The organism is Paenibacillus sp. MAHUQ-63 (assembly GCF_028765165.1).
Lineage (GTDB): Bacteria > Bacillota > Bacilli > Paenibacillales > NBRC-103111 > Paenibacillus_E.
The window spans coordinates 190,928-212,185 of sequence record NZ_JARADB010000005.1; the positions used below are offsets into that span (position 1 = coordinate 190,928).

Genomic DNA, 21,258 nt, shown 5'->3' on the forward strand with positions numbered 1-21,258 from the left:
TGACCCCTCTCCTTTACGTAAATCTTCTTTCCAGACGGTTGAAGATAAAGTTGATAACAACAGTTGCAAGTAAACATAGAGCGACTAAGAATGCGGCAATCGCGCTTCCGTAACCATATTTCATGGAGAGGAAGGACATGTTGTACATGTGAGTTGAGATGACGTCTGTCGCGTGCGCCGGGCCGCCTGCGGTCATGACCATGATCATGTCGAACGCTTGCAGCGAGCCGATGAAGGCGAGGACGATCGATATTTTGAAAATCGGAATATTCATAGGGAAAGTAATATGCCAGTCGGCTTTCAGCCCCTCGGCCCCGTCAATTCGCGCCGCTTCGTAAACATCGGCCGGGATGTTCTGGATGCCGGTGAACTGGATCAAGGTGTGGTACCCCAAGTACTGCCACAGGGCCACAAAATAAAGGGAATACATCGCAATCTTCGGATCCGTCAACCAGGATTTCGACCAGCTATGCAAATTCAACATATCGAGGACTTGGTTCAGCATGCCCCCCATCGCGGCAGGGTTATAGATGGTTTTCCACAATTGGCCGATAATGACGACCGATAAAATAACAGGCAGGAAGTAGGCTGAAACGAGAAAGTTCGGTTTTTTGATAAAACGGTTGAGCAGAATAGCTACACCCAAAGCAACCGGAATCTCCGCCATGGAGAATACGGCAAACATTAACGTCCGTTTCACGGATGGCCAGAAAACAGGATCTTCAAATAGCAACGTGTGAAAATTTTTCAATCCGACAAATGTCGATTCCCCGATGCCGTTCCAATCAAGCAGTCCGCTGTACAGAGATACGAGAATCGGAACGAAAACAAGTCCGACATAGATCAGCAAACACGGCAGTACAAACATGGCAATCGTCCACTTGGAGACTCTTAACACATTCACTTGGCTCGCCTCCTTCATGGGATATGCCAAGCGGAACTTACCCTTCGCGGGCCCTTAGGCGCTAGGGATAAATTCCGACTTGGCTTTATTTCATCTTATTTCTTGTTGGACTCGTAAGCTGTTTGATGCTCTTTCGCCACTTCAGCAGGATCTTTCTTCTGTACGAAGAGGTTTTGAATGCTTGTTAAGTGGCCTTGAGCTGTTCCAGGGTTCATCGTGTTATCGAACGCAAGGTCGCCGCCTTTAACTGTTTTGAACATACCCAGTACTTCCATGGCCATATCGGAGTATCCGGCAGCTTTGAAGTCGCCTTCCACTTTCTGTGCGATACCTACTGCGCCTTTCACGGCGAAAGCTTCTTTCGGGAAGTTCAGCATGAAGTAGTTCAAGAAATCCTTAGTCTCTTTCAAATGCTTGCTGTTAGCAGATACGGCGAACGCGCTTCCCGGTGCAAGCATGAACTCATCCGGGTTACCTTTGCCTTTGACCGTTGGGAACTTGAAGACGCCGACTTTACCGTTAACGGAAGAAGTTTCGATTCCGCCTGTTGCCCAGGAGCCCATGTAGTACATAGCCGCTTTACCTGTTTTGAACAAGTTCTCGCCTGCGTTGTAGTCGAAGGACGTTGCCCCCTCTTGGAATGCGCCTGCTTGAACAAGATCTTGGAAGGAGCTTACCGCATCCGTGAATGCCGGGTCATTGAACGTCTTTTTGCCGTCAACCACCGCTTGCAGGAAGCCAGGGCCGCCGTTTGTGCGAAGCAGGACGTTCATGAACAAGAAGGAACCCGTCCAGGAATCTTTCTCACCGATCGCCATTGGCTGAATGCCTTTGCCTTTCAGCGTTTTGACCGCTGCGACCATTTCTTCGAATGTTTTCGGAACTTCTACGCCCGCTTGTTTGAACAAGTCTTTGTTGTAGTAAACGAGACCGATGTTGTTACCGTCAGGCAATGCATAGATGTTGTTATTGAATGTATACCAGTTCAAAATGCCTTCTTGGAATGTTCCTTTCAAGCCGTTTTGCTCAACCATGTCGTTCAGCGGGGCGAACAGGCCTGCATCAACGAATGGCTTCATTTGAGCCGCTGGATTCACGATGGTGATATCCGGAACTTCTTTGGAAGCGGCTTGCGTTTTGAGCTTCAGCTTTTGTTGATCCGTGTTCAGGGAGTCCAGCTCGATTTTGATGTTCGGATTTTTAGTTTGGTAGTCGTTGACGATTTTCTTCAACATACCGTTCTTTGGATCTGTCGGATCCGGATATATGTTTTGGAACGTGATGGTGATGTTTTCCTTCTTCTCCGTTGTGCTGCCGCCGCTAGGTGCCGCGGATGCGCCCGGTGCCGGAGTGCTCGTGCTCGCGCCGGAGCCGCAAGCAGTCAAGGAAATAGCCAGCAAGCTAGCTGCCGCTACTTGTAGAGCTTTATATTTTTTAACCATTGGTAAATCCCCCTCGTTTGTTGGTGATCTTGATGTCCCTATTATCCCTTGAAAGCGGCATCTTCTACAATGTGCGAACTTTAGGATTCATGTTAACTTTTTATAGGTTATCAAGTACCGACCTGAAGTTTACACACATGCGGGGTATGCCTGCCGGGGGCATGTTAGCGTCTGGTTACCGCCTAGAATTCCCTTGCGGTGTGGCTATTAGCGGCGATGGAAGGAGGGAATGTGTGGGATGGCCGATGGGGCGGGGCTGGATGGGAAGATGTTGAGACGCGGCGGAGCACGGTGGAGCACGGTGGAGCACGGTGGAGCACGGTGGAGCACGGCGAAGTGCGCCTAAGCGTTGCGGAGCTCTGTGAAGGACGGTGAAACACAGCGCGAAGCACAGCGCAGCGTGATGGAGCGCGGCGAAATGCGCCTAAGCGTTGCGGAGCTCTGTGAAGGACAGTGAAACACAGCGCGAAGCACAGCGCAGCGTGATGGAGCGCGGCGATGCACAGCATAGAATGCGAAGTGCGCATTGCGCGGGCAAAATACAAAATGCGAGTTGTGCCGAAGGTAACCCTCGGCCAGCTAACGGACACAGCGGCCGTTATTCCGCAGTTTCGGGCGGCAGAAGGATGATAACGGACACCAGCGCCGCTATTTGCTTCAAAATGGACGATTTCGAAGGAAAAGCGGCAAATAGCGGCCCTCCAGTCCGTTAGCGCCGGATCCGCTCACGGATCGCCGATTAACGGCCGTGGTGTCCGTTAGAGCGGCGCACGGGCCGACCTTGTGCCAAATGTGACTGCACTGCACGATCTCCATGCCGCCCCAAAGTAAAAACCACCCGCCAAAACGGCAGGTGGAGTAAATTAATATGCCTTAGGCACCTCAACACGGTGTGTGACACCATCTTCGGTGAAGTAAATGTGCGTATCGAACCCTTGATCGTCCATGAAATAGGACACATACTTCGGCTCGCCATGCTTGATCGGCACGAGCAGCGTCGCAATACGGTGGCTGCGCGCCGGCTTCGTCGTGGCTCGGAGATGCCAATGCAGCGGCAGGCCCTCAATCTCCGACGGCTCGACATCCGGGAAGCCTTCTTGCTGCCTTAGCTCCAAGTCTCCCGAGGAGCAATAAACGAAACGGCCGTCCATATCGGCCTTGCGGCCTTGGACTCTGAACGTCTGTCCGTTCAGCTTCATCTCATAAAGCGTTTGGAACAGCCAATCGACCGTGCCCGTCTGCGTCAAATCGATATGATCGACAACGACCACATAAGTGCCGAAGAAGTACAGTTCGCGAACATACCGCTCCAGATATGGAACGTACTCCTTATAAGCTGCAGTCGCGTTGCTGCGGGAGTAGCCGTAGCCTTTGCGCTGTTCTGCCACTTCGACGACCCCGCTCGCCGCCATGTTCAGCACTTTGTTCTTTTCCGCGTATTGACCAAGCCCGTCGATCAAAATGTTGTTCGTCGAGCGCGTCTGTCTGCGCCAGTTCATGTGCATCGTTGAGCCGAAAGCGATATAGTACCCGCTCTCGATCGCCAGCGGCTCTCCGTAAGCGTGCAGCAGGAAGCCGTTCTGGTCGCCGTGGCTGTGGCTGACGGAGCCGTACTTGCTGCTCTTCGTCAGCAGCATGATATGGCGCTCGGGATCCGCCATGTTCGAGTGGAAGGCGACCCAGCCGATGTCGCGGAACCATTTGACCCCTTCGATATTCGCATCTGTCGGCGCCAGAGCCTCTACCTGCGGATAGTCGTGGCGGTACACCATTTCATCGAAGCGGAAGTCCCACCAGCCGTAATTGTAAAACTTCATTTCCGAATCGGTATCGATTTCCCGCACTCGCTCGAAGTACCATTGGTACAAGCCGTTTCCGGTGACGCCCGCGAACTGGCGGATATTGAAGCCGGTCTTCAAACTGACAGGATCGCCCAAGGTCGACTGATCGCCGAAGCTTGCGCGCAGTGTATCCGGGCTGAAAGCATAGAGCGGGAAATCCCCTGTTTTCGTAAAAAACGGCCGCTTATAAAAGTTAATGCCGGTATATTTCTTAAGCAAATTCATCGCTTCTGTGACGAAAGCCATCCCGGTGGTCCAATACATCGGACCTTCCGCCCAACCGCCATCCGCTCCGCCCCAAGGGGAATAGAGGCACGCATAATATTCCAGCGTGTAATCCAGCCACTCTTTCGCTTCCGGCTCCTCGTTCAACAGCACTATACAGCTGGGCACAAGCACGCTCGAAAGTGAGCGAACCGCATGGCTATCGAACGGCACGTGATGAATTTTGGAATGATCGATCACATGCGTTGCAATTTGACGCGTACGAGCCAGCAGCACCCCTCGGACCAGCTCCCGCTCCGCATCCGACAGCTGCCCGTATAACCAATCGTACCCCCAGGCAACCGCGCCGGTCATCCGGAAGGACGCTTCGTCATTATAGTCGCGGCTCGTCGTGCCGTTCACGTCCCAGTTACAAACGTGCAGGAGCCAGGCTTTGGCCCGGTCCAGCAATCCGGCGTCATTCAGAATCGTGCCGGCCACAGCCAAATGACGGATCGCATACAGCACTTCCTGCGTATCCATGTACATCTGGCGCCATAGCTTAGCAACACGCTTATTGCCCGGATACGGCAGCGGCTCCGCGATCAGCTCGCGGTCGATCCAGGGCTTGACGGATTTCTCATAGAACACGTCGAAGCCGCAATAAGCAGGATCGTCAGCCAGCTGCTTGCGGAAAGCCTCCAGCTCCGCTGATTGCAGCCACAAGCGCGGATGCTGCGCCGAAGCTTCGGCATAGCGGCGCTCCCGGCTAGGCAGCGGTGTAGCCGGCAAGCCCGCCTGCACCTCGAATCGTCTCACAACGCTCCAAGCCGTTGGCTCGCCGCTTTCTTGAATCAGCGCATAACGCCAATAATACGTTCCAGGCTCCAGCACATCATCAGGTGTATATAAGTTGTACGGAATTGGTCCGATCGTCTGCGTTTCCCCTCCCGCAAAGTCAGAAGACGGCGAAATTTGCAGCAGATAACGGTCGTTCTCTAATTGCGCCGGAATCCATGTGAAACGAGGCGGATTTTCCAGCAGGACGGTGTGCTCGTTCGGTTCGTATTGTACGGTTAAAACACCGCTCTGCGGTTCATATAATGGCGACAGGGTTGTCATTTCCAATCTCCTCCCGATAAGTCCTAATGTGGCTCCTAACCCAAACTCTCTATATGAAAATTAAACCTTGATCTTCCGTTAGTCGAAGGCGTGCCTCGGAGCCCGGCTGTCCGGGAACCGCCACCGTAATCTCCTGCGGGGACACGCGCCGGATTTCCACAGGGCTGCCCGCACGGTAGACATGCACAAAATCGGCGCTGCGGTCATGCCGGCGATGCAGAATAGCCGTAAGCGGCTGGCTCGGGTCGATCGAGTCTCCCGGCGTGCTTACCGCCAGCAGCTCATCACCCGCCTGAACCAAAGCCGTATGGCTGACGACAGAGCCGGCAGCAAGCCGGTATGCCACAGTCAGCTGGGATTGCTCCGGTGCGAACTGTCCGGTGATCGGCAGTTCGCGCTCGGATACCGCCACATCTTTGTCCCGGATTCGCAGCGTATATGAATCTCCCCGCTCCGCCATCCCATCCGAGGCAGGTTGAACGGCAGGATGCATCCACCACTCGATGCTTTGCGGCGCTTCAGCTCCCAGCTCGACCTGGAACCAATCCAGCATCCACTCCCCCGTTAGGAGCAGATGACGATTCATCGTGCAGCCCTCGTAGGCTCCTGTCGTTTGCAGCCATGCGTATACCGCACCTTCTTCCGCCGCATAGCGGACGCAGCGCCCTTCATGCGGCGCTTGGGAGAAACCGTTCAGCGATACGGTGTTGTGGCTGGACGTTTCGGCGAACCACGATTTCCGCATCGACGAGCCGTAAGGCACCATCCCGAAATCGGGGGTCAGGGTTTGCTCTGCGTGCATCAGCGTCAGATGCAGCTTGTCGTAATGGCCATGGGAACCCCCGTGCTCGCCGAAGTCGGCGAGGAAGGACAACGGGTTCCCCTGCACGCGGCCGATGACGAAGCCGGCATCCGGCCAGAGCCGTGAACCGCGCGGCGCAGGAGCCGCTTCCGCTGTGCCGCCGTATAGCAGCGCCTCGAGCTGTTCGCCTCCGCCGAGCTGGCGATAGGCCTCGCGAAGCACCGGCGCGAGGCCGGCAATGCCATAGATCGCGAGCCCCTGCTCCGCGATCTCGGCGATTTCGCGGGCATAGGGAGCCCGCGCGAGCGGGCCGTCATGCAGCGCAGGCAGCATGCCCTGGCCGTCGGCCAGGTCGGCGAGCGCCTCCAGCATGCCGCGCATGGATTGGCCGTCTGTGCCAGTGACGGCGTAGAGGTCAATGCCGAAGCGCTGTGCCATCTCGGCAGCGATCAAATAGGCACGAAGCACGAAAACGTGATAATACGTGCTTCCCTCGAATTCGAACTGATCGGGCTTGACGCCGATTGACAGATGATGCTTGAAGCCGCCTTGGCCTTCAATCAGCGCTTCCAGTGCCGATTGCTCGCCGCGCGCGGCATAGACGCAGGACAATGACGCGTTCAGCCAGGCGGTGTAATTGTTCTCCGCATTGTTGCGCTCATGAATAAGAATGTGCCGGTACTCTTCCATACTGCCGGCCAGCAGACCCAAGAAGACGTCGATCGCCTCCTGCTCCTTCGCCTCGAACACTACGCCCTTATCACGCAGCAGCAGATAGGCGCGAATGAGCGTCGTGGACCAGATCGCCTCCGTCAGCGCCTGGTGGAAGGCACGCCCCTTGAGCATCCAGCTCTGCGCTTCCGGATGCACCGGATAAAGCGGGAACTGCTCGGCATATTCAACGAGCAGTCTCTTGCTTAGCTGCGCATAGGCCGATTCGCCCAATGCCGCAAAGACAGCTGCGGCTTGCAAGGCTACGCGTGCCAGCGACTGGTGCTTGAACACGAGCCATGCGCCGTGATAGGCTTCGCCTTCGATGGTGCAGCCGTGAGGGCAGGCGAATGCGGTAGCGTCCGCTTGCACGTCATCGAACGCCAGTTCGGTATGATGGTGCGGACAAACATACTGGTGCCACCAGCCCCCAGGTTCTTTAGGAATGGACAGGCTGCCCGCTTGCTGCAGCCTGTCGATCTCCTCCTTCAATACTTGTACAGTACGGTCCTGTCTCAGCGCGGTACTCATCGCATCATCATCCCGCCGTTAATTTCGATCGTTTCGCCCGTTACATAAGACGCCAAATCGGAAACAAGGTAGAGTACGGCGCCGGCTACGTCTTCCGGTGTGCCTTCGCGTCCGAGCGGAATGCCGTTAATCGTTGCCGCACGAGCCGCGTCAGTTGTGAATGTGGCGTGGAACATCGTGTTGCCGATGAAACCAGGCGATACGTTATTGACGGTAATACCGCTTGCCGCCACTTCCTTCGCCAAGCCTTTGGAATAGGCCAGTACCGCCGCTTTGCTCGCTGCATACACGCTGGATCCCGGCCCGCCGCCATTATGTGCTGCAACGGACGTCATGTTGACGATTCGGCCGCCGCCTTTGGCTTTCATGCCGGCCAATACTCTTTTGCACATGAAGACGGTGCTTTTCAGGTTCACATCCATGATTCTGTTATACATATCCTCAAACATTTCGGAATTCGGAACGCGCTGCACCAGATGGCCCGCGTTATTCACCAGAATATCGATCGTGCCGCCAAGCGCTTGCTCCACTTCGTTAACGAGTCTGTCGATTTGCTCCAAATCAGTAACATCCGCTTGTACCAGCACGGCTTCCCCGCCCGCAGCTTGAATGGCCGCTACGACTTCTTGCCCTTGCGCTACGTTGTTCAGGCAGTTCACGCCCACTTTAGCCCCGTTGCTGGCGAGCGCCAAGGCGATCGCGCGTCCGATCCCCGCGTTGGATCCTGTTACCAGTGCAATTTTCCCCGTCAAATCGATATTCATATGAATTCCTCCCATGTGTGTTTGTTTTATTCGTCTATGCATCATCCCTCTGCCATCACGCAAAGCTCTAACGGACAGGAGAGACGCTAAATCATCAAATTAAGCGTCAATTTACTTCCAACGGACTGGAGTGCCGCTATTTCCCGTTGGAAGCGCTTCTTTATTAGCAAATGAAGCAAATAAGGGCCGTGGTGTCCGTTACAATTTCAACGGCGATCATTTCCCCCAATAAGGGCTCCTGTGTCCGTTAGCGCCAGCGGATGGCCCTCTCAATGGGCTAATCCGGACTCAGTGTCCCTGGACCGAAGAGGCTTGCTGCCTCGGACCAAGGACCCTTATGTCAGCTCCTGTGGCCGTTAGCGTCAACGATGGCGTCTCACCAGGGCCAATCTAGACCCAGTGTCTCATGTGTAGAGAGGCCTCCTGCTACGGTTCAATGGCTCCTGTGGCCGTTAGCGTCAACGATGGCGTCTCACCGGCCCCGCCTCTGCCCGTCAGCGTGAGCGACGGAGCGGCACAACGAGCCAAGCCGCCCCGGTCATCCCCGCATCCGCGGACGCGTCGTCTCCGGCATCGTCATCGTCAAGCACGTTCCGCGCCCCCACTCGCTGTCAACGGACAGCCCGTAGGCTTCGCCGAACACCATCTGGATGCGCCGGTGGACGTTCATCAGCCCGATGCCGCCGCGCCGCTGCGTGCCTGTCTCTTCCGGCTCCGCCAGGCGGTTCTGTTCCAGCTTCTCCCGCAGTTCCGCAAGCCGGTCCGGCTTCATGCCCACGCCGTTATCCTCGACGAACACCTGGAACAAACCGTTTTCTTTCTTGGCGTTGATGCGAATGTAGTGGTGCGGCTCCACGCCGTCCGCAAATGCATGCTGGAAAATATTTTCGATCAGCGGCTGCAATGTCAACCGAACCATTTTCTCCAACAGCAGGCTTGGCGGAATCGCCACGTCGATTTCGAACTCTTTGCCTGTGCGGTGCTGCAGCACGATCATGTAGTTCCTTACATGATTCAGCTCATTGGCAACCGTGATTTCTTCCAAGTTGGTCTGTACCGAATAGCGAAGCATGAATGCCATCGCCTCTACCATTTCGGTAATTTCCCTCGAGTCCTGCACAATGGCATAGCAATTGATCGTCTCGAGCGTGTTATATAAAAAGTGCGGATTAATCTGCAGCTGCAGCGACTGGAACTCCGCCCGCTGCCGCTCCAGCTTCGTTTCCCCAAGCTCCAGCGCGTTCTTCTGCTGCTCCAGCTCCGCTTCATACACCCGCTCGATCATATCGGATAAGCGCGTTACCATCAGGTTATAGCTGTGGATGAGACCGCCGATCTCATCGGCACGGCCGGTATCGTCAATGTACTGCCAGTTCCCCTTCTCAGTCTCCCGCATACTGTCTTTGAGCCACCGGATCGGCGCAATAATGGAGCGGCCGAAACGGAAGGCCAGCCACAGCGCTATCCCCAGCGTAAGGAGACCGACAATGATCGTGGTCGTGCGAATCGTGTTCGCCGGGCGGCGCAGCTCGTCAACCGGCAGGGACGCCACGAGATTCCAGTCGGAATACGCAGACTTACGGGAAACGAACATGCGCTCCTCCTCGTCATACTTAAACGTGAACGGCTGATTGCCGCTGGCGAGCACGCGCGAAGCCAGTTCATCCTGCGGCTGCCGCCGGCTCATCGACACCGGGTAGATGTAGTTACCGGCATCATCCACGATGAAGAAGAAGCCTTTCTTCCCCAAGTTCGCCCGATCCCAAGTCTTGGCCAGTTCATCGAGTTTGATCTCGATCGCTACGACCCCGCGGTTCAGGCCGTATGAGGGTCCCCTCACTTTAACGGCCATAGTTACAACCGAACCCTTATCGACCTCTCGGATGCTCATATTCAAGAGCGCGATTTTACCGGTATCCGGTGTCATTTTCATCAAATAATCGTACTTCTCTTTCACCAACACGGGGTCGAAGTTCAGCAAATTCTGATTCTCGTAGATGACGGAACGCCCATGCTGGCCGACAGCATAAATCATGTTCAGCTGCTTATACAAGGTGATGACCGACGTAACCGATTTACTGGCAAAATCTTTAATCTTCTCGTTATACATATAATACTCATACGAATCGTCCGGCTTAATCTCCATGAACGCGCGCACGTCCGAATTAGACGAGAAGGCGCCGCTGAGCAGCTCATAAGCCTGCAGATAACTGTCCGTTTGATAGTTGGCGCTCTCGATCATTTGCTCCATGTACTGCTTCACTTGACCGTCCAGCGCTCTGGAAGACTGTACATAGGAGAAAGCCCCTACAGAGACAAGAGACAGAATGATCACGATCAGAAAGTAGGAATAAATTTGGCGTGACAGCGTCTTGCCCCTCATGAACGAATCCCCATCTGCTGACGGTATTCCGAAGGAAGACACCCTTCATATTTCTTGAACGTTTTCGTAAAATGCGGATGATCGGCGTATCCGACTTCACCCGAAATGTCCGTGATGCGCCACTGCGGCTGTTCAAGTAATTTCTTCGCCTTTTCCATACGTCTGCGCGTGCGGTACTGCACGAACGTCTCCCCTGTGCTCTGCTTAAATAATTGGCTGAAATAAGAGGGGTTGAGTCCGATAAAGTCCGCCACTTCCTCCAAGGAAACCTCCTCGGCAAGATGTGTCTCAATGTACTGTTTCGCTTCCTCTACAGGGTCCTTAAGCTTACCTTTGCGTTTGTTCTTCAGTTCTTCCAAATGGCCGTACACCGCAGCCGTGAAACGATGCCACGCTTCCTCTTCGCTTGCGGCGCCGGTTAATGCCAGCTCTCCTTGCATCAGGTAGACATCCCGCACATTTAAGCGCTGGTACAGCAGCGTATGAAGCTCCTGCAGAATATCGTGAACCCGATTGAGCTTCAGCTTATATTCCTTGAGCTCTCCGTGAATTTCATCCAGTAACTCGGCTAACTCCGCTTGCTGCAGCATCCAGACCGCTTGTTCCATGCGGCTTGCCCACTGCTCCAGCTTCGTTACCGCGACGAACGTCTCGGAGCTTACTTTGGTTTTCGTACGGATCAGCTTCTCCAGCACGCCCTGAAAGCCCTTGATGTTCACAGGCTTCAGCAGGTACTCTTTGACGCCATAAGATACGCATTTCTGAGCATATTCGAAATCGCCATAACCGGAAATAACCACGACCTGAATGTCCGCATCCATCTCGGCCACGCGGGCGCATAGCTCCAAGCCGTCCATTTTGGGCATTCGAATATCCGTGAACAGGAAGTCAGGCCGGTCCTCTTGAATCCGCTGCAGTGCGACAACGCCGTTCTCTGCCGTTCTCAGGCTTTCGATCGGCAGCCCCGATTGTTCCACCAGTTTCTGTAATCCTTTGCGTATCATCGGTTCGTCATCGACAATCAGTATGCGGTACATGAGGCGCCGCTCCTTTCTTACCCTTATGAAATGCCCGCTCCCCACGCGCTTTAAGCTCGTGAGGAGTCGGTCATGCTCATACCCTGAGCTTATTTACGAGGCATTGAAATCGTTGTGCCAGGATCTTTGCCATTGAATTTGTCTGTCGCTTCTTTGATTACATCGTTACCGCCCTTGGACTTCCACTCTTCCAGCACTTTCGGCCAATCGGAGATCGGCTCTTTGCCGTAAACCATTTTGACCATATGCTGCAGAATCACTGGAGGCGCTTGGTCGGAAGCCGGGGAAATATCCGGGTTTTTCATCAAGGATTCCAGACGCGGCTCGAAATTGATGCCGTCACGTCCTTCATTTTTCAACGTTGTATCATAGATGTTCATTAACTTCTTGCCTTCGTCCGTCAAACTAAGTGTGCCCTTATTATAAGTTGTATCTTGAACCAACCACAAGAACGATTGACGATAACGCTCTTCATCTACACCCGCTGTATCCGTAGGCGCTTTGTATTCGATTTTGCCGTCAACGGTCTTGTACGTGTCGCCTTCGATACCGAATGTGAAGAATTTCTCCGCTTCATCGGACATCATCCAATCGTAGAACTTGATAATTTGCGCAGCATTTTTCACATTCTTGTTAATGAAGTACGCGCGCGGCGCAGGTCCGTACAAGTAGTGACCGCCTTTGCCGTCAGGTCCGGTCGGAGCAGCGATGATCTCGATGTCGCCTGTCGGTACAGTCGTTTTGAGCTGTGTTTCCCATTGCAGCATTTCGTTCGCATTCATGGACCACATGCCCGCTTTACCGGAAAGAATCGTGTTCTTGAACACCGTTGCATTAATCGTCGCAAATTCTTTGTTGATCAAGCCCTCGTCAAACATCGTTTTGTACGTTTGCAGCGCTTTGGTCATATTCTCGGTGTCGAAGAATTTCGGCAGCACTTGATCGCCAACCTTCTCGAACATGGACAGGTAAGGGTACACGTCATAAGCGCCGAAGAAGGAATCCGCGTATTTGAAGTTCTCACGTCCCATGAACGGGTTCTCTACGCCCATTTCTTTGAACTTGCGAAGCACCGCCATGTACTCGTCAACCGTTTTCGGTACGCCAAGGCCTGCTTTATCCAGCAAATCCTTACGCACGAAGATCGCGCGGCGGGACGGGTTGGACAGGAACTCTGGAATCGCGTAGATTTTGCCGTTATAAGTTACGTTATCCCAAGCGTCTTTCGGCACTTTTTTCAACAAGTTCGGACCGTACTGCTTCAGCAAATCGTCCAGCGGCATGAAGACGCCCGCTTTCACGGAACCCGCCATTTCTTTCCCGTTCACACCGCCGCTTCCTTGTACGACGTCAGGAATGTCGTTGGTTGCGAACATTTGAATCATTTTTTGTTCATATTCTTTGTGCGGAACGAGCACGATATTCAAATCGGTATTCGTTAACTCTTCGAGTTTCTTCACCCATTTATCTTGATTAATATCAGGCGATTTCTCAACGTGACCGAATGCCAGTGTACGCAGGGAGATGGAGAACTTCGTTTTCTCCGCCGGCTTGGAGCTATCCGTGCCTGCTGCCGCGCTGGATGCCGGTTGTTCAGCTGGTTTCGAAGAGCAAGCGGCCAACATGCTGGCGAGCATTACGGCAGCCATCGTTGTGGGAATCCATTTTTTCATTTCTACCCCTCTTTTCGTTTCGATTAAATATGACGCTTTCACACTCTCATTGTAAAAGCGTTTACAATTCGTCGATATGGGCTGGCTTTAGTTTGAATTGTCTTTTTTTTAGAATGGTGTCAAAACAAGACATACCATACAATCTTTTTATGATTTCACGGATCCTACCATCATCCCTTTAACGAAGTGACGCTGCAGGAACGGGTAAATCAGAATAATCGGAATCGTTGCGATAATAATCGTCGCCATTTTGATCCCTTCCGGGTCCATATTCGCCAGTCCGCTGAACTGTGCGGAATTCGGATCGATAGAGATGTCGTCAGAGACAATGAGCTGGCGCAGCTTAACCTGAAGCGGCCATAGCGCCGGTTTATTGATGTAGTACAGTGCGCTTTGGTACGTATTCCAATGGCTCACGGCATAGAAAATACCTAGGGAAGCCATGACCGGCTTGGATAGCGGCAGCACGATGCTCCAGATCATTCTCAGCTCGGAGCAGCCATCGATGCGGCCGGAGTCAATCAGCTCGCTCGGAATTTGCAGGAAGAACGACCTCATGACGAAGAAGTTGAAGGCGCTGATCGCACCTGGAATCATGAGAGCCCAAAGCGAGTTCGTCAAATGCAGGTTTTTCATAAGAATAAAGTTCGGAATGAGCGGCGCCGTGAACACCATCGTAATCAGAACCATGATGACGACAACGTTGCGTCCGGCATACTCAGGCCGCGATACCGGATAGGCCAGCGAAGCGGTGGCAACCAAGTTGATGAGCGTACCTACTATCGTAATATACACAGTTACGCCGAAGGAACGCCAGATTGCCGCGTCGCTAAATACGTATTGGTAGTTAATCGCCGTGAATTGAACCGGCCAGAATAATACCTTGCCATTCACAATGGCTTGGGAAGAACTGAACGATTGAGCCAGCACGTTCAAGAACGGCAGGAGCATCGCCAGTGAAAGGAGCGTCAGAAACAGGACGTTAAATAAATTAAAAACTTTCCAGCCCGCTGTCGGCTTGCGATTCATAAAGCGTTCACCTCCGTCTTAGTACAAGCTTTCACCCGTTGTTTTTTTGCTGAAAATATTACCCGCGACGATGAAGATAACCCCGACCAACGCTTTGAACAGCCCGATCGCTGTCGTATAACTGAACTGTTGGCCCAGCAAGCCTGCGGTATAAATGTAGGTGTCGAGAATTTCACCGTTTTCTTTATTCAGCGGATTCAGGAACACGTAAACGCGTTCGAAGCCGAAATCGAGGAATTTACCAATGTGCAGCAGGAACAAAATCATAATCGTCGGCAGCAGGGCTGGAATGGTGATGGAAATCGTTTGTCTCCAACGATTCGCGCCGTCCACTTCCGAAGCTTCATAGAGATCCGGATTGATACCCGCAAGCGCTGCCAAATAAATGATCGTCCCGTAACCGGAATCCCGCCAAATCCCCGAGGTGATCAGCACCGTACGGATCCAGGATTCTTCCCCCAAGAAATAAATCTCCTTAAAGCCCAGCCACGTGATAAATTGGTTCACGGCGCCTGTTGAAGGCGAGAGAATGCCGATTGCGATCCCGCTCACGATAACCCAGGACAAGAAGTGCGGCATGTACACGACCGTCTGGAGCAGACGCTTGTACACAACGACCCGCAGCTCGTTCAGCAGTAGGGCCAAAATGATGGGCGCCGGGAAGGCCAGCACGAGATCGTAAACCCCGATGAGGACAGTGTTTTTCAAGATTTTAAGAAAGTCATAATGGGCGAACATGCGGGTAAAGTGCTCGAACCCTACCCATTTGCTTCCCGTAAAGCCGTCAAAAATGTTGTAATCCTGAAAGGCAATGACGGATCCTAACAGCGGTACATATTTGAATACTATAAAATAAATAATCCCTGGCAACGATATCAGATACAATGCCTTATACTTCCAAAACGTTCGCAGAAAGGAATTGCCCTTTTTCACTTGCGCACGTTTATCCATTTGTTCTACTGCTTGCGCGCCTACTGCCATCTTCTGGCCCCCCTCACTATTCTTCGTTGATGATATAGCCTTATGGTACCTTCCTAAAGCGCTTGCAACAATGGAATGTCTTTTCACTGACTTGTGTTTTTTTTAGATGCGAAGTGACCGTATGGCATTGCATCAAAGAGCCGGCCGTCAGCACCCCTAAGCACAAAGACCAAGCAAAGCTAACGGACACAGCAGCCGTTATACTCACAAAAGACGTCCTGTTTCGATGCTAACGGACTCCAGAGACCCTATTCGCATGAATTTCGGAATAATCGTACCCCAACCAAGCAATTAGCGGCGCGTGTGTCCGTTACATCTTCAAAGCTGCCTTTCTTCATCGAATAAGGGCTCCTGTGTCCGTAAGCACGATGCCTCATAACCAAAAAAGCCGCCAGCCAAAGCAGATTTCCCGCTTCAACTAACAGCTCCCTATCACTCACTCAATCAACTTCCACTGCTTTAATAAGACCTCTTCTCGCACGGAAAGCCTTCAAATCCTTAAACCGAATAAACTTCTTCTTCTCCTCGCACCACACGCGGAACTTCAGCGACTCCAAGCTGCTTAAGAGCGTAATCGTCTGAACGTTGCGCAGCACCTCATTCTTGTTATGAACCTTCTCCAAATGATAATTCGGGACACGCGGACTTAGATGATGAATATGGTGGAAACCGATGTTGCCGGTAATCCAATGCAGCACTCGCGGCAATTTGTAAAAAGAACTGCCATGCATTGCGGCTTTCACATAATCCCATTCTTCTTCATTCTCATAGTAGGTCTCTTCATAATTATGCTGAACATAGAACAGCCAAATGCCCATCATGCCCGACAGGAAAAATATGGGTCCTTGGACAAGCAGTACGGACTGCCAACCGATTCCCCAGCAAAGTAAAGCCAAGCTCCCCACGATACTGATGTTCGTGATGTACGTATTCATGCGTTCTTTCATCCCCGCGCGCTTACGGTTAAAGCGATAGTCGATCAGGAAGATGAAGATAGGCCCAATAATAAACATAATGAACGGATTGCGGTATAACCGGTAGTACATCCTTCTGATCCAAGAAGAAGCCAAGTACTCTTCAACCGTTAGCGTCCAGATGTCACCGACGCCTCTGCGGTCCAAATTACCGCTGGAAGCATGGTGAATCGAATGCGTATAACGCCATTGATGATAAGGAACAAATGTCAGAATCCCTGTCACGGTACCCACGATCTCATTCGCCCATTTATTTCTGAAAAATGATTTATGACAGCAGTCGTGGAAAATAATGAAAATGCGAACCAAAAACCCTGCGGCGATCAGGTCGATCACAAACGTAAGCCATATCGAGACCGAAAGACTTAAAAACGCGAAATACCAAAGTGCAAAAAATGGAACTACCGTATTAATAATTTGCCAAACGCTGTGCTTCATCTGCGGTCTTTCGTAGGGCGCAATGTCGGAACGCCACCCACCCTTGTCTTCATGCTTCATTCAGTTGGAACTCCTTCTCTCCGCGTTATGTCGGAATCTCTGATTTGATTGTCACTGTTGTACTACGTTGCGAATGAAATAAAGTTCCCTACTGCGGCAAGAAAGATTACACCGCACCTCCATCATAAGGTTGAAACTGATTTTTGTAAAAGCCAATATAAGTCATCGGTCCTAGAATTCATTTGCCCCTTCCCGTTTGTTGTGTAAAATGAATACTCAAGAGCTCCGGTGCAGGAGTTCCGCCAATCGTATACGGAAAGGAACTTGTTCTATGCACATCCTGATCATCGAAGACGATTCCAGCATTCAAATGCTGCTCAAATTAAGTCTGGAAGTCGAGGGCTTCCAACCGACCGTGGCCGGCACGATCGCTGCCGGTCTCGATGTGCTCGCCTCGCAGCCCGTAGATCTCATTCTGCTGGATCTGATGCTGCCCGACCAGTCCGGCTTCGAGCTGCTGAAGACGCTTCAGCAGTGCTACAAAGAAATTCCTGTGATCGTCCTTACCGCGAAGAATGAGATGAACGATAAAATCCTGGGCTTTCAGCTCGGCGCCGACGATTACCTGACGAAGCCCTTCGAGACGCGCGAGCTGATTATGCGCATTCGCGCCGTCATGCGGCGCGTGGCAACCGATTCGCCGGGACCATCCTCCGACGTGCTGCAAGCAGGCATTATCGAGATGGACCGAAACGAGAGGTCATTGAAGGTGGCCGGCAAACCGGTCAAAACGACGAGCAAAGAATTCGATTTTCTCTGGCTGTTGGCCAAAAATCCGAAGAAGGTGTTCACGCGGGAGCACATTCTCGATCAGGTCTGGGGATTCGAATATTATGGACAAACCAGGTCCGTCGACATGCTCGTCAACCGGCTTAGGGAAAAAATCAAACCCCACGATCATGTGTTGGCCACCGTTCACGGCATGGGCTACAAGCTGGAGGTTTAACCATGAAGCTTCGGAACAAGCTGTTCGTTCAGCATACCATAACGATCGTCATGCTGCTTGCCGCGATGTATGTGGTAGTAGGTTACATCCTGAGTAAAAGCATGATCGAGCGCGATACCCAGACGCTAAGCCAATATTACGACCTGCACCGCATCGAGGCGTTGAAAATCGTAAACGATAAGAAAATCAGCATCGAGCAGCTGTTCTCCGGGACGTATGCTCCACTCATCGCCTCGCATCTCGCCGCCAACAGCAATTTCCAGGTGCAGCTGTTCGATACCGAGGGCACGATTATCGGAGACAGCGGGAACAAGGAGGATCTGGTGAAGCGCAGCGATATCGATGCCGCGCTGGCGGGACAAACCGCGAGCCTCCTTACAGAAGGCGAGAACAGTAAAATGCTGATTTATGCCTCGCCTTTTGTTTATGAGGGCAAGATCGTAGGCGGGTTCCGCTATCTGCTGGATTTGAATAACCATGAAGAAACCTTGTCCGCCATGCGAACCTGGTTTATTGGCGTCGCGCTCGGCTGTCTTCTCCTTGCCCTGCTGGCTAGCTACTCCTTCTCCTTCTTCATTATGAAGCCGCTGCACGCCCTTCAGCAGGCGCTGAAACGCGTGACGGTCGGGGACTTCAGCCGCAAAATCACGGTCCGCAGCCAAGATGAAGTGCGCGAACTGGCGGACGATTTCAACCGCATGTCCGAAGCGCTGCAGGAGCATATTGCGCTGCTGCATGTCGAGCAGAGCAAGCAGAAGAAATTTTACGACAACGTGACCCATGAGCTCAAAACGCCGCTTACCTCCATCATGGGCTTCTCCGATCTCATTGACAAAATGGAGCGCACTGACGATATCCGAATATGTAATACGTATATACGCAAAGAAAGCGCGAGGCTCCTCCAAATGGTCGAGGAACTGCTGCAATCCTCGCTCAAAGGCGATGAAGCTTGGCGCGTACATATCGAGCGGGTGGACCTGGCAGCCATCCTGGCCGATAGTCTGCGCATTCTGGAGCCTACGCTGCAGAAGTCCAATATAACCACAGCCGTGCAGATGGAGCCGTGCGACGTATATATCGATCCGAAGCGGACGCAGCAGGTCTTGTTCAATGTGATCGAGAATGCGATCAAGCACAGCGAATGCACGCAGCTGACAGTACGTCTGGAGCAGCAGGAATATCAGTGCCTTGTCCGCATCGCGGATAACGGCAAGGGCATGAGCGCATCAGAGGCCAGTACGCTGCTCCTGCCCTCCGGCCGGAGGCCGGACCGACCTGTATCCGCCCAATCGCACGGGCTCGGATTGCTGCTATGCAAACAATTCATGGAGCTGCAAAGCGGCGATATTGCGGTGCACAGCCGCGAGGGAAGCGGCACGGAAGTGGTCTTGACCTTCCAGATGGAGCCTGTGCGGGCGCAAAGTCTGTTACAAAATTGATACAAATCGATGATTTTTCTGAGATAAAAGGAGAGTAATCTACATGCAAGAGGAGAAGAAAGGGCTTTCATGGCTGCGTCTCATCTTATTGCAAATTGTTATCGGTTGTACGTTGATCGGTATTTTCGCCTATGTATTCCGGATTGGCGTCGACGAAGTCCGGCTGATCCCGCTGGATCCGAACAACCGCGACATGTTCGACGGCGTTCCCATGCGTATGAATGTCACATACCCGGGCATCGGCACCATCGCCATTGACGATCCCAAAGAATTGATCGCTTGGAAAGCGGCGTTCGCCCGAGTATTGAATGGCGGCGGGCAGCCCGCCCGTGCAAACGCTTCCCGGCTGCTGCTGACAGGCTCGATCGCTTACTTGGATCAAGAGGATGTGCCGTTCCAGATCGGAACCAGCGGCTTCCGCTTCGGCAGCGATATTGCGGGGTCGCTGGACATCAGTGCAGAGATCCGCAAGCTGCAAAATATGCTGATCGACAAAACGCTCTCCGCCGAAACGATCGGCAGTGTGATCGCCAACCGGAATCATCAAGTATTCCGGCTGCAGGACGGCCTCCTCACTGTGCTGCCCGATGCCGAACGCACGGCTTTGACGGCGCAGATGACGACGGCGGTCCGCCTGATCGACTTCAGCCATTTCGACTTCATGGCCGAGCAGCCCAGCACCCATTATGTCGTACAGCTTAAGGACGAAACCGTCAGCGGGAAGCATTGGCTTCATATCGATCTATACAAAAATGCGTATTTTATCGTTTTCGATTTGCTGGATGAAACGAACCACAAGGCCTATTTCAAGTTAAGCGACGCCTCCTAACCTATCGAGGGGATGGTTGATGAAATGGCTAGAAAGAAAAATAACAGCTCTATTATGATTTTATCCGTCATTGTTGTCGTGCTGGTCGCCGGATTCTTCCTGTACAAATCCGGTGTATTCGGCGGGAAAGCGAAAGGCAAAATTACCGTGTATTCCATTTTCCAAGAGGAAGAAGCGCGTAAGATTCTGGATAAGTTCAAGGCGGAGACGGGGATCGACTACGATGTTCTGCGTCTGCCCAGCGGGGAAGCGGTAACACGCGTGCAGAATGAAATGGGCAAACCGCAGGCCGACTTCTTGATGGGCGGACCTGCAGACTCGCACGAGGTATTGAAGAAAGCGGGCGCCCTGGAGAGCTACATCTCCCCCAACGCCAAAGACATTGCGGACAATATGAAGGACAAAGAAGGCTTCTGGACCGGATTCTACTTGAATCCGATTGCGATTGGCATCAACGAGCAGCGCTGGAAAGAGAAGTACGCCTCCGCTCCTTACCCGCAGACGTTCCAGGAGCTGCTTGACCCGAAATTCAAAGGTGAAATCGGCATGTCCGACCCGGCAACCTCCGGCACTGCCTATACGGCCGTCGCATCCCTGGCGCAAGTCTGGGGCAAAGACAAGATGCTGGATTACGTCGGCAAGCTGCTGCCGAACCTGAAGGAAAGACCGAAATCCGGTATCGAGCCGATCCAAAAAGCGGCGAAAGGCGAGTATACGATCGGGATTACATTCCTCGGCGACCAATTGAAAATGAAAAATCAAGGCAGTCCGATCGTCTCCATCGTTCCTGAAGCCGCAGGCTACGAAGTGGGCGGGCTCGCGATCGTCAAAGGCGGAGCGAACACCGAAGGCGCCAAGAAACTGATGGACTTCATGCTGACCAACGAGCCAGGGCTGCTCTATACAGAGTCTGCTTTTGCAAGCTCCGTGAAACCTACGGTACCGATTCCTAAAGGCGGCATCGATATCAAAACAACGAAATACAACACGACCTACAGCCTGTGGAAAGCTGCCGAACAGCGGAAGGAACTGCAGGACGCGTTGAAAAACCTCAAATAAGAAAGCGTTATCAATCCGGGCATTGGATTCGCATATTGGCGCCAATGCCCGACTAAACCATGAATGTGGAAGGCGGTCGTAAGCCCCTT

Annotated in this window: 15 protein-coding genes; 4 read left to right on the forward strand and 11 right to left on the reverse strand. The window is 52.8% G+C overall.

From position 1 onward, the window contains the following. Positions 1–13: 13 nt before the first annotated feature. The 11 genes from PUT07_RS26815 to PUT07_RS26865 all read right to left on the reverse strand — a co-directional run bounded on the left by PUT07_RS26815 (position 14) and on the right by PUT07_RS26865 (position 16,896). Positions 14–904 carry a carbohydrate ABC transporter permease gene (locus PUT07_RS26815; protein WP_274471842.1) on the reverse strand — a complete coding sequence of 297 codons (891 nt, stop codon included), beginning with the start codon at positions 902–904 and terminating at the stop codon, positions 14–16. A 95-nt stretch (positions 905–999) separates the two neighbouring features. Next, on the reverse strand, positions 1,000–2,346 hold the full coding sequence (locus PUT07_RS26820) for an extracellular solute-binding protein (RefSeq protein WP_274471843.1): 1,347 nt from the start codon (positions 2,344–2,346) through the stop codon (positions 1,000–1,002). An 863-nt stretch (positions 2,347–3,209) separates the two neighbouring features. Beyond that, entirely contained in the window at positions 3,210–5,513 is a 2,304-nt protein-coding gene (locus PUT07_RS26825; RefSeq protein WP_274471844.1) for a DUF4962 domain-containing protein, read from the reverse strand. Positions 5,514–5,562: 49 nt separating this feature from the next. Then, on the reverse strand, positions 5,563–7,557 hold the full coding sequence (locus tag PUT07_RS26830; RefSeq protein ID WP_274471845.1) for a heparinase II/III domain-containing protein: 1,995 nt from the start codon (positions 7,555–7,557) through the stop codon (positions 5,563–5,565). Next, complete coding sequence (locus PUT07_RS26835) at positions 7,554–8,321, reverse strand: SDR family NAD(P)-dependent oxidoreductase (protein WP_274471846.1); 768 nt, start codon at positions 8,319–8,321, stop codon at positions 7,554–7,556. The genes PUT07_RS26830 and PUT07_RS26835 overlap by 4 nt, the downstream gene beginning before the upstream one ends. Positions 8,322–8,859: 538 nt before the next feature. Beyond that, entirely contained in the window at positions 8,860–10,704 is a 1,845-nt protein-coding gene (locus PUT07_RS26840; protein WP_274471847.1) for a cache domain-containing sensor histidine kinase, read from the reverse strand. Then, complete coding sequence (locus PUT07_RS26845; RefSeq protein WP_274471848.1) at positions 10,701–11,741, reverse strand: response regulator transcription factor; 1,041 nt, start codon at positions 11,739–11,741, stop codon at positions 10,701–10,703. Before PUT07_RS26845 ends, PUT07_RS26840 begins: the two co-directional genes overlap by 4 nt. Positions 11,742–11,830: 89 nt before the next feature. Beyond that, complete coding sequence (locus PUT07_RS26850; RefSeq protein WP_274471849.1) at positions 11,831–13,414, reverse strand: extracellular solute-binding protein; 1,584 nt, start codon at positions 13,412–13,414, stop codon at positions 11,831–11,833. Positions 13,415–13,561: 147 nt separating this feature from the next. Further along, positions 13,562–14,443, reverse strand: a complete 882-nt coding sequence (locus tag PUT07_RS26855; protein ID WP_274471851.1) for a carbohydrate ABC transporter permease — start codon at positions 14,441–14,443, stop codon at positions 13,562–13,564. Positions 14,444–14,461: 18 nt separating this feature from the next. After that, positions 14,462–15,394, reverse strand: a complete 933-nt coding sequence (locus tag PUT07_RS26860; protein ID WP_274472000.1) for an ABC transporter permease — start codon at positions 15,392–15,394, stop codon at positions 14,462–14,464. Positions 15,395–15,864: 470 nt separating this feature from the next. Beyond that, positions 15,865–16,896: a fatty acid desaturase gene (locus tag PUT07_RS26865; RefSeq protein WP_274471852.1), complete on the reverse strand. Its 1,032-nt coding sequence runs from the start codon at positions 16,894–16,896 to the stop codon at positions 15,865–15,867. 271 nt (positions 16,897–17,167) lie between these two features. On the opposite strand from PUT07_RS26865, the gene PUT07_RS26870 reads away from it, so the two are divergent. The 4 genes from PUT07_RS26870 to PUT07_RS26885 are packed head-to-tail and all read left to right on the forward strand — an operon-like array spanning position 17,168 to position 21,169. Next, entirely contained in the window at positions 17,168–17,842 is a 675-nt protein-coding gene (locus PUT07_RS26870; RefSeq protein ID WP_274471853.1) for a response regulator transcription factor, read from the forward strand. A gap of 2 nt (positions 17,843–17,844) precedes the next feature. Further along, complete coding sequence (locus PUT07_RS26875; RefSeq protein ID WP_274471855.1) at positions 17,845–19,281, forward strand: HAMP domain-containing sensor histidine kinase; 1,437 nt, start codon at positions 17,845–17,847, stop codon at positions 19,279–19,281. 43 nt (positions 19,282–19,324) lie between these two features. Further along, positions 19,325–20,110, forward strand: coding sequence for a DUF3919 family protein (locus tag PUT07_RS26880; RefSeq protein ID WP_274471856.1), 786 nt, complete (start codon positions 19,325–19,327; stop codon positions 20,108–20,110). 24 nt (positions 20,111–20,134) lie between these two features. Further along, on the forward strand, positions 20,135–21,169 hold the full coding sequence (locus PUT07_RS26885; RefSeq protein ID WP_274471857.1) for an ABC transporter substrate-binding protein: 1,035 nt from the start codon (positions 20,135–20,137) through the stop codon (positions 21,167–21,169). Positions 21,170–21,258 lie beyond the last annotated feature (89 nt).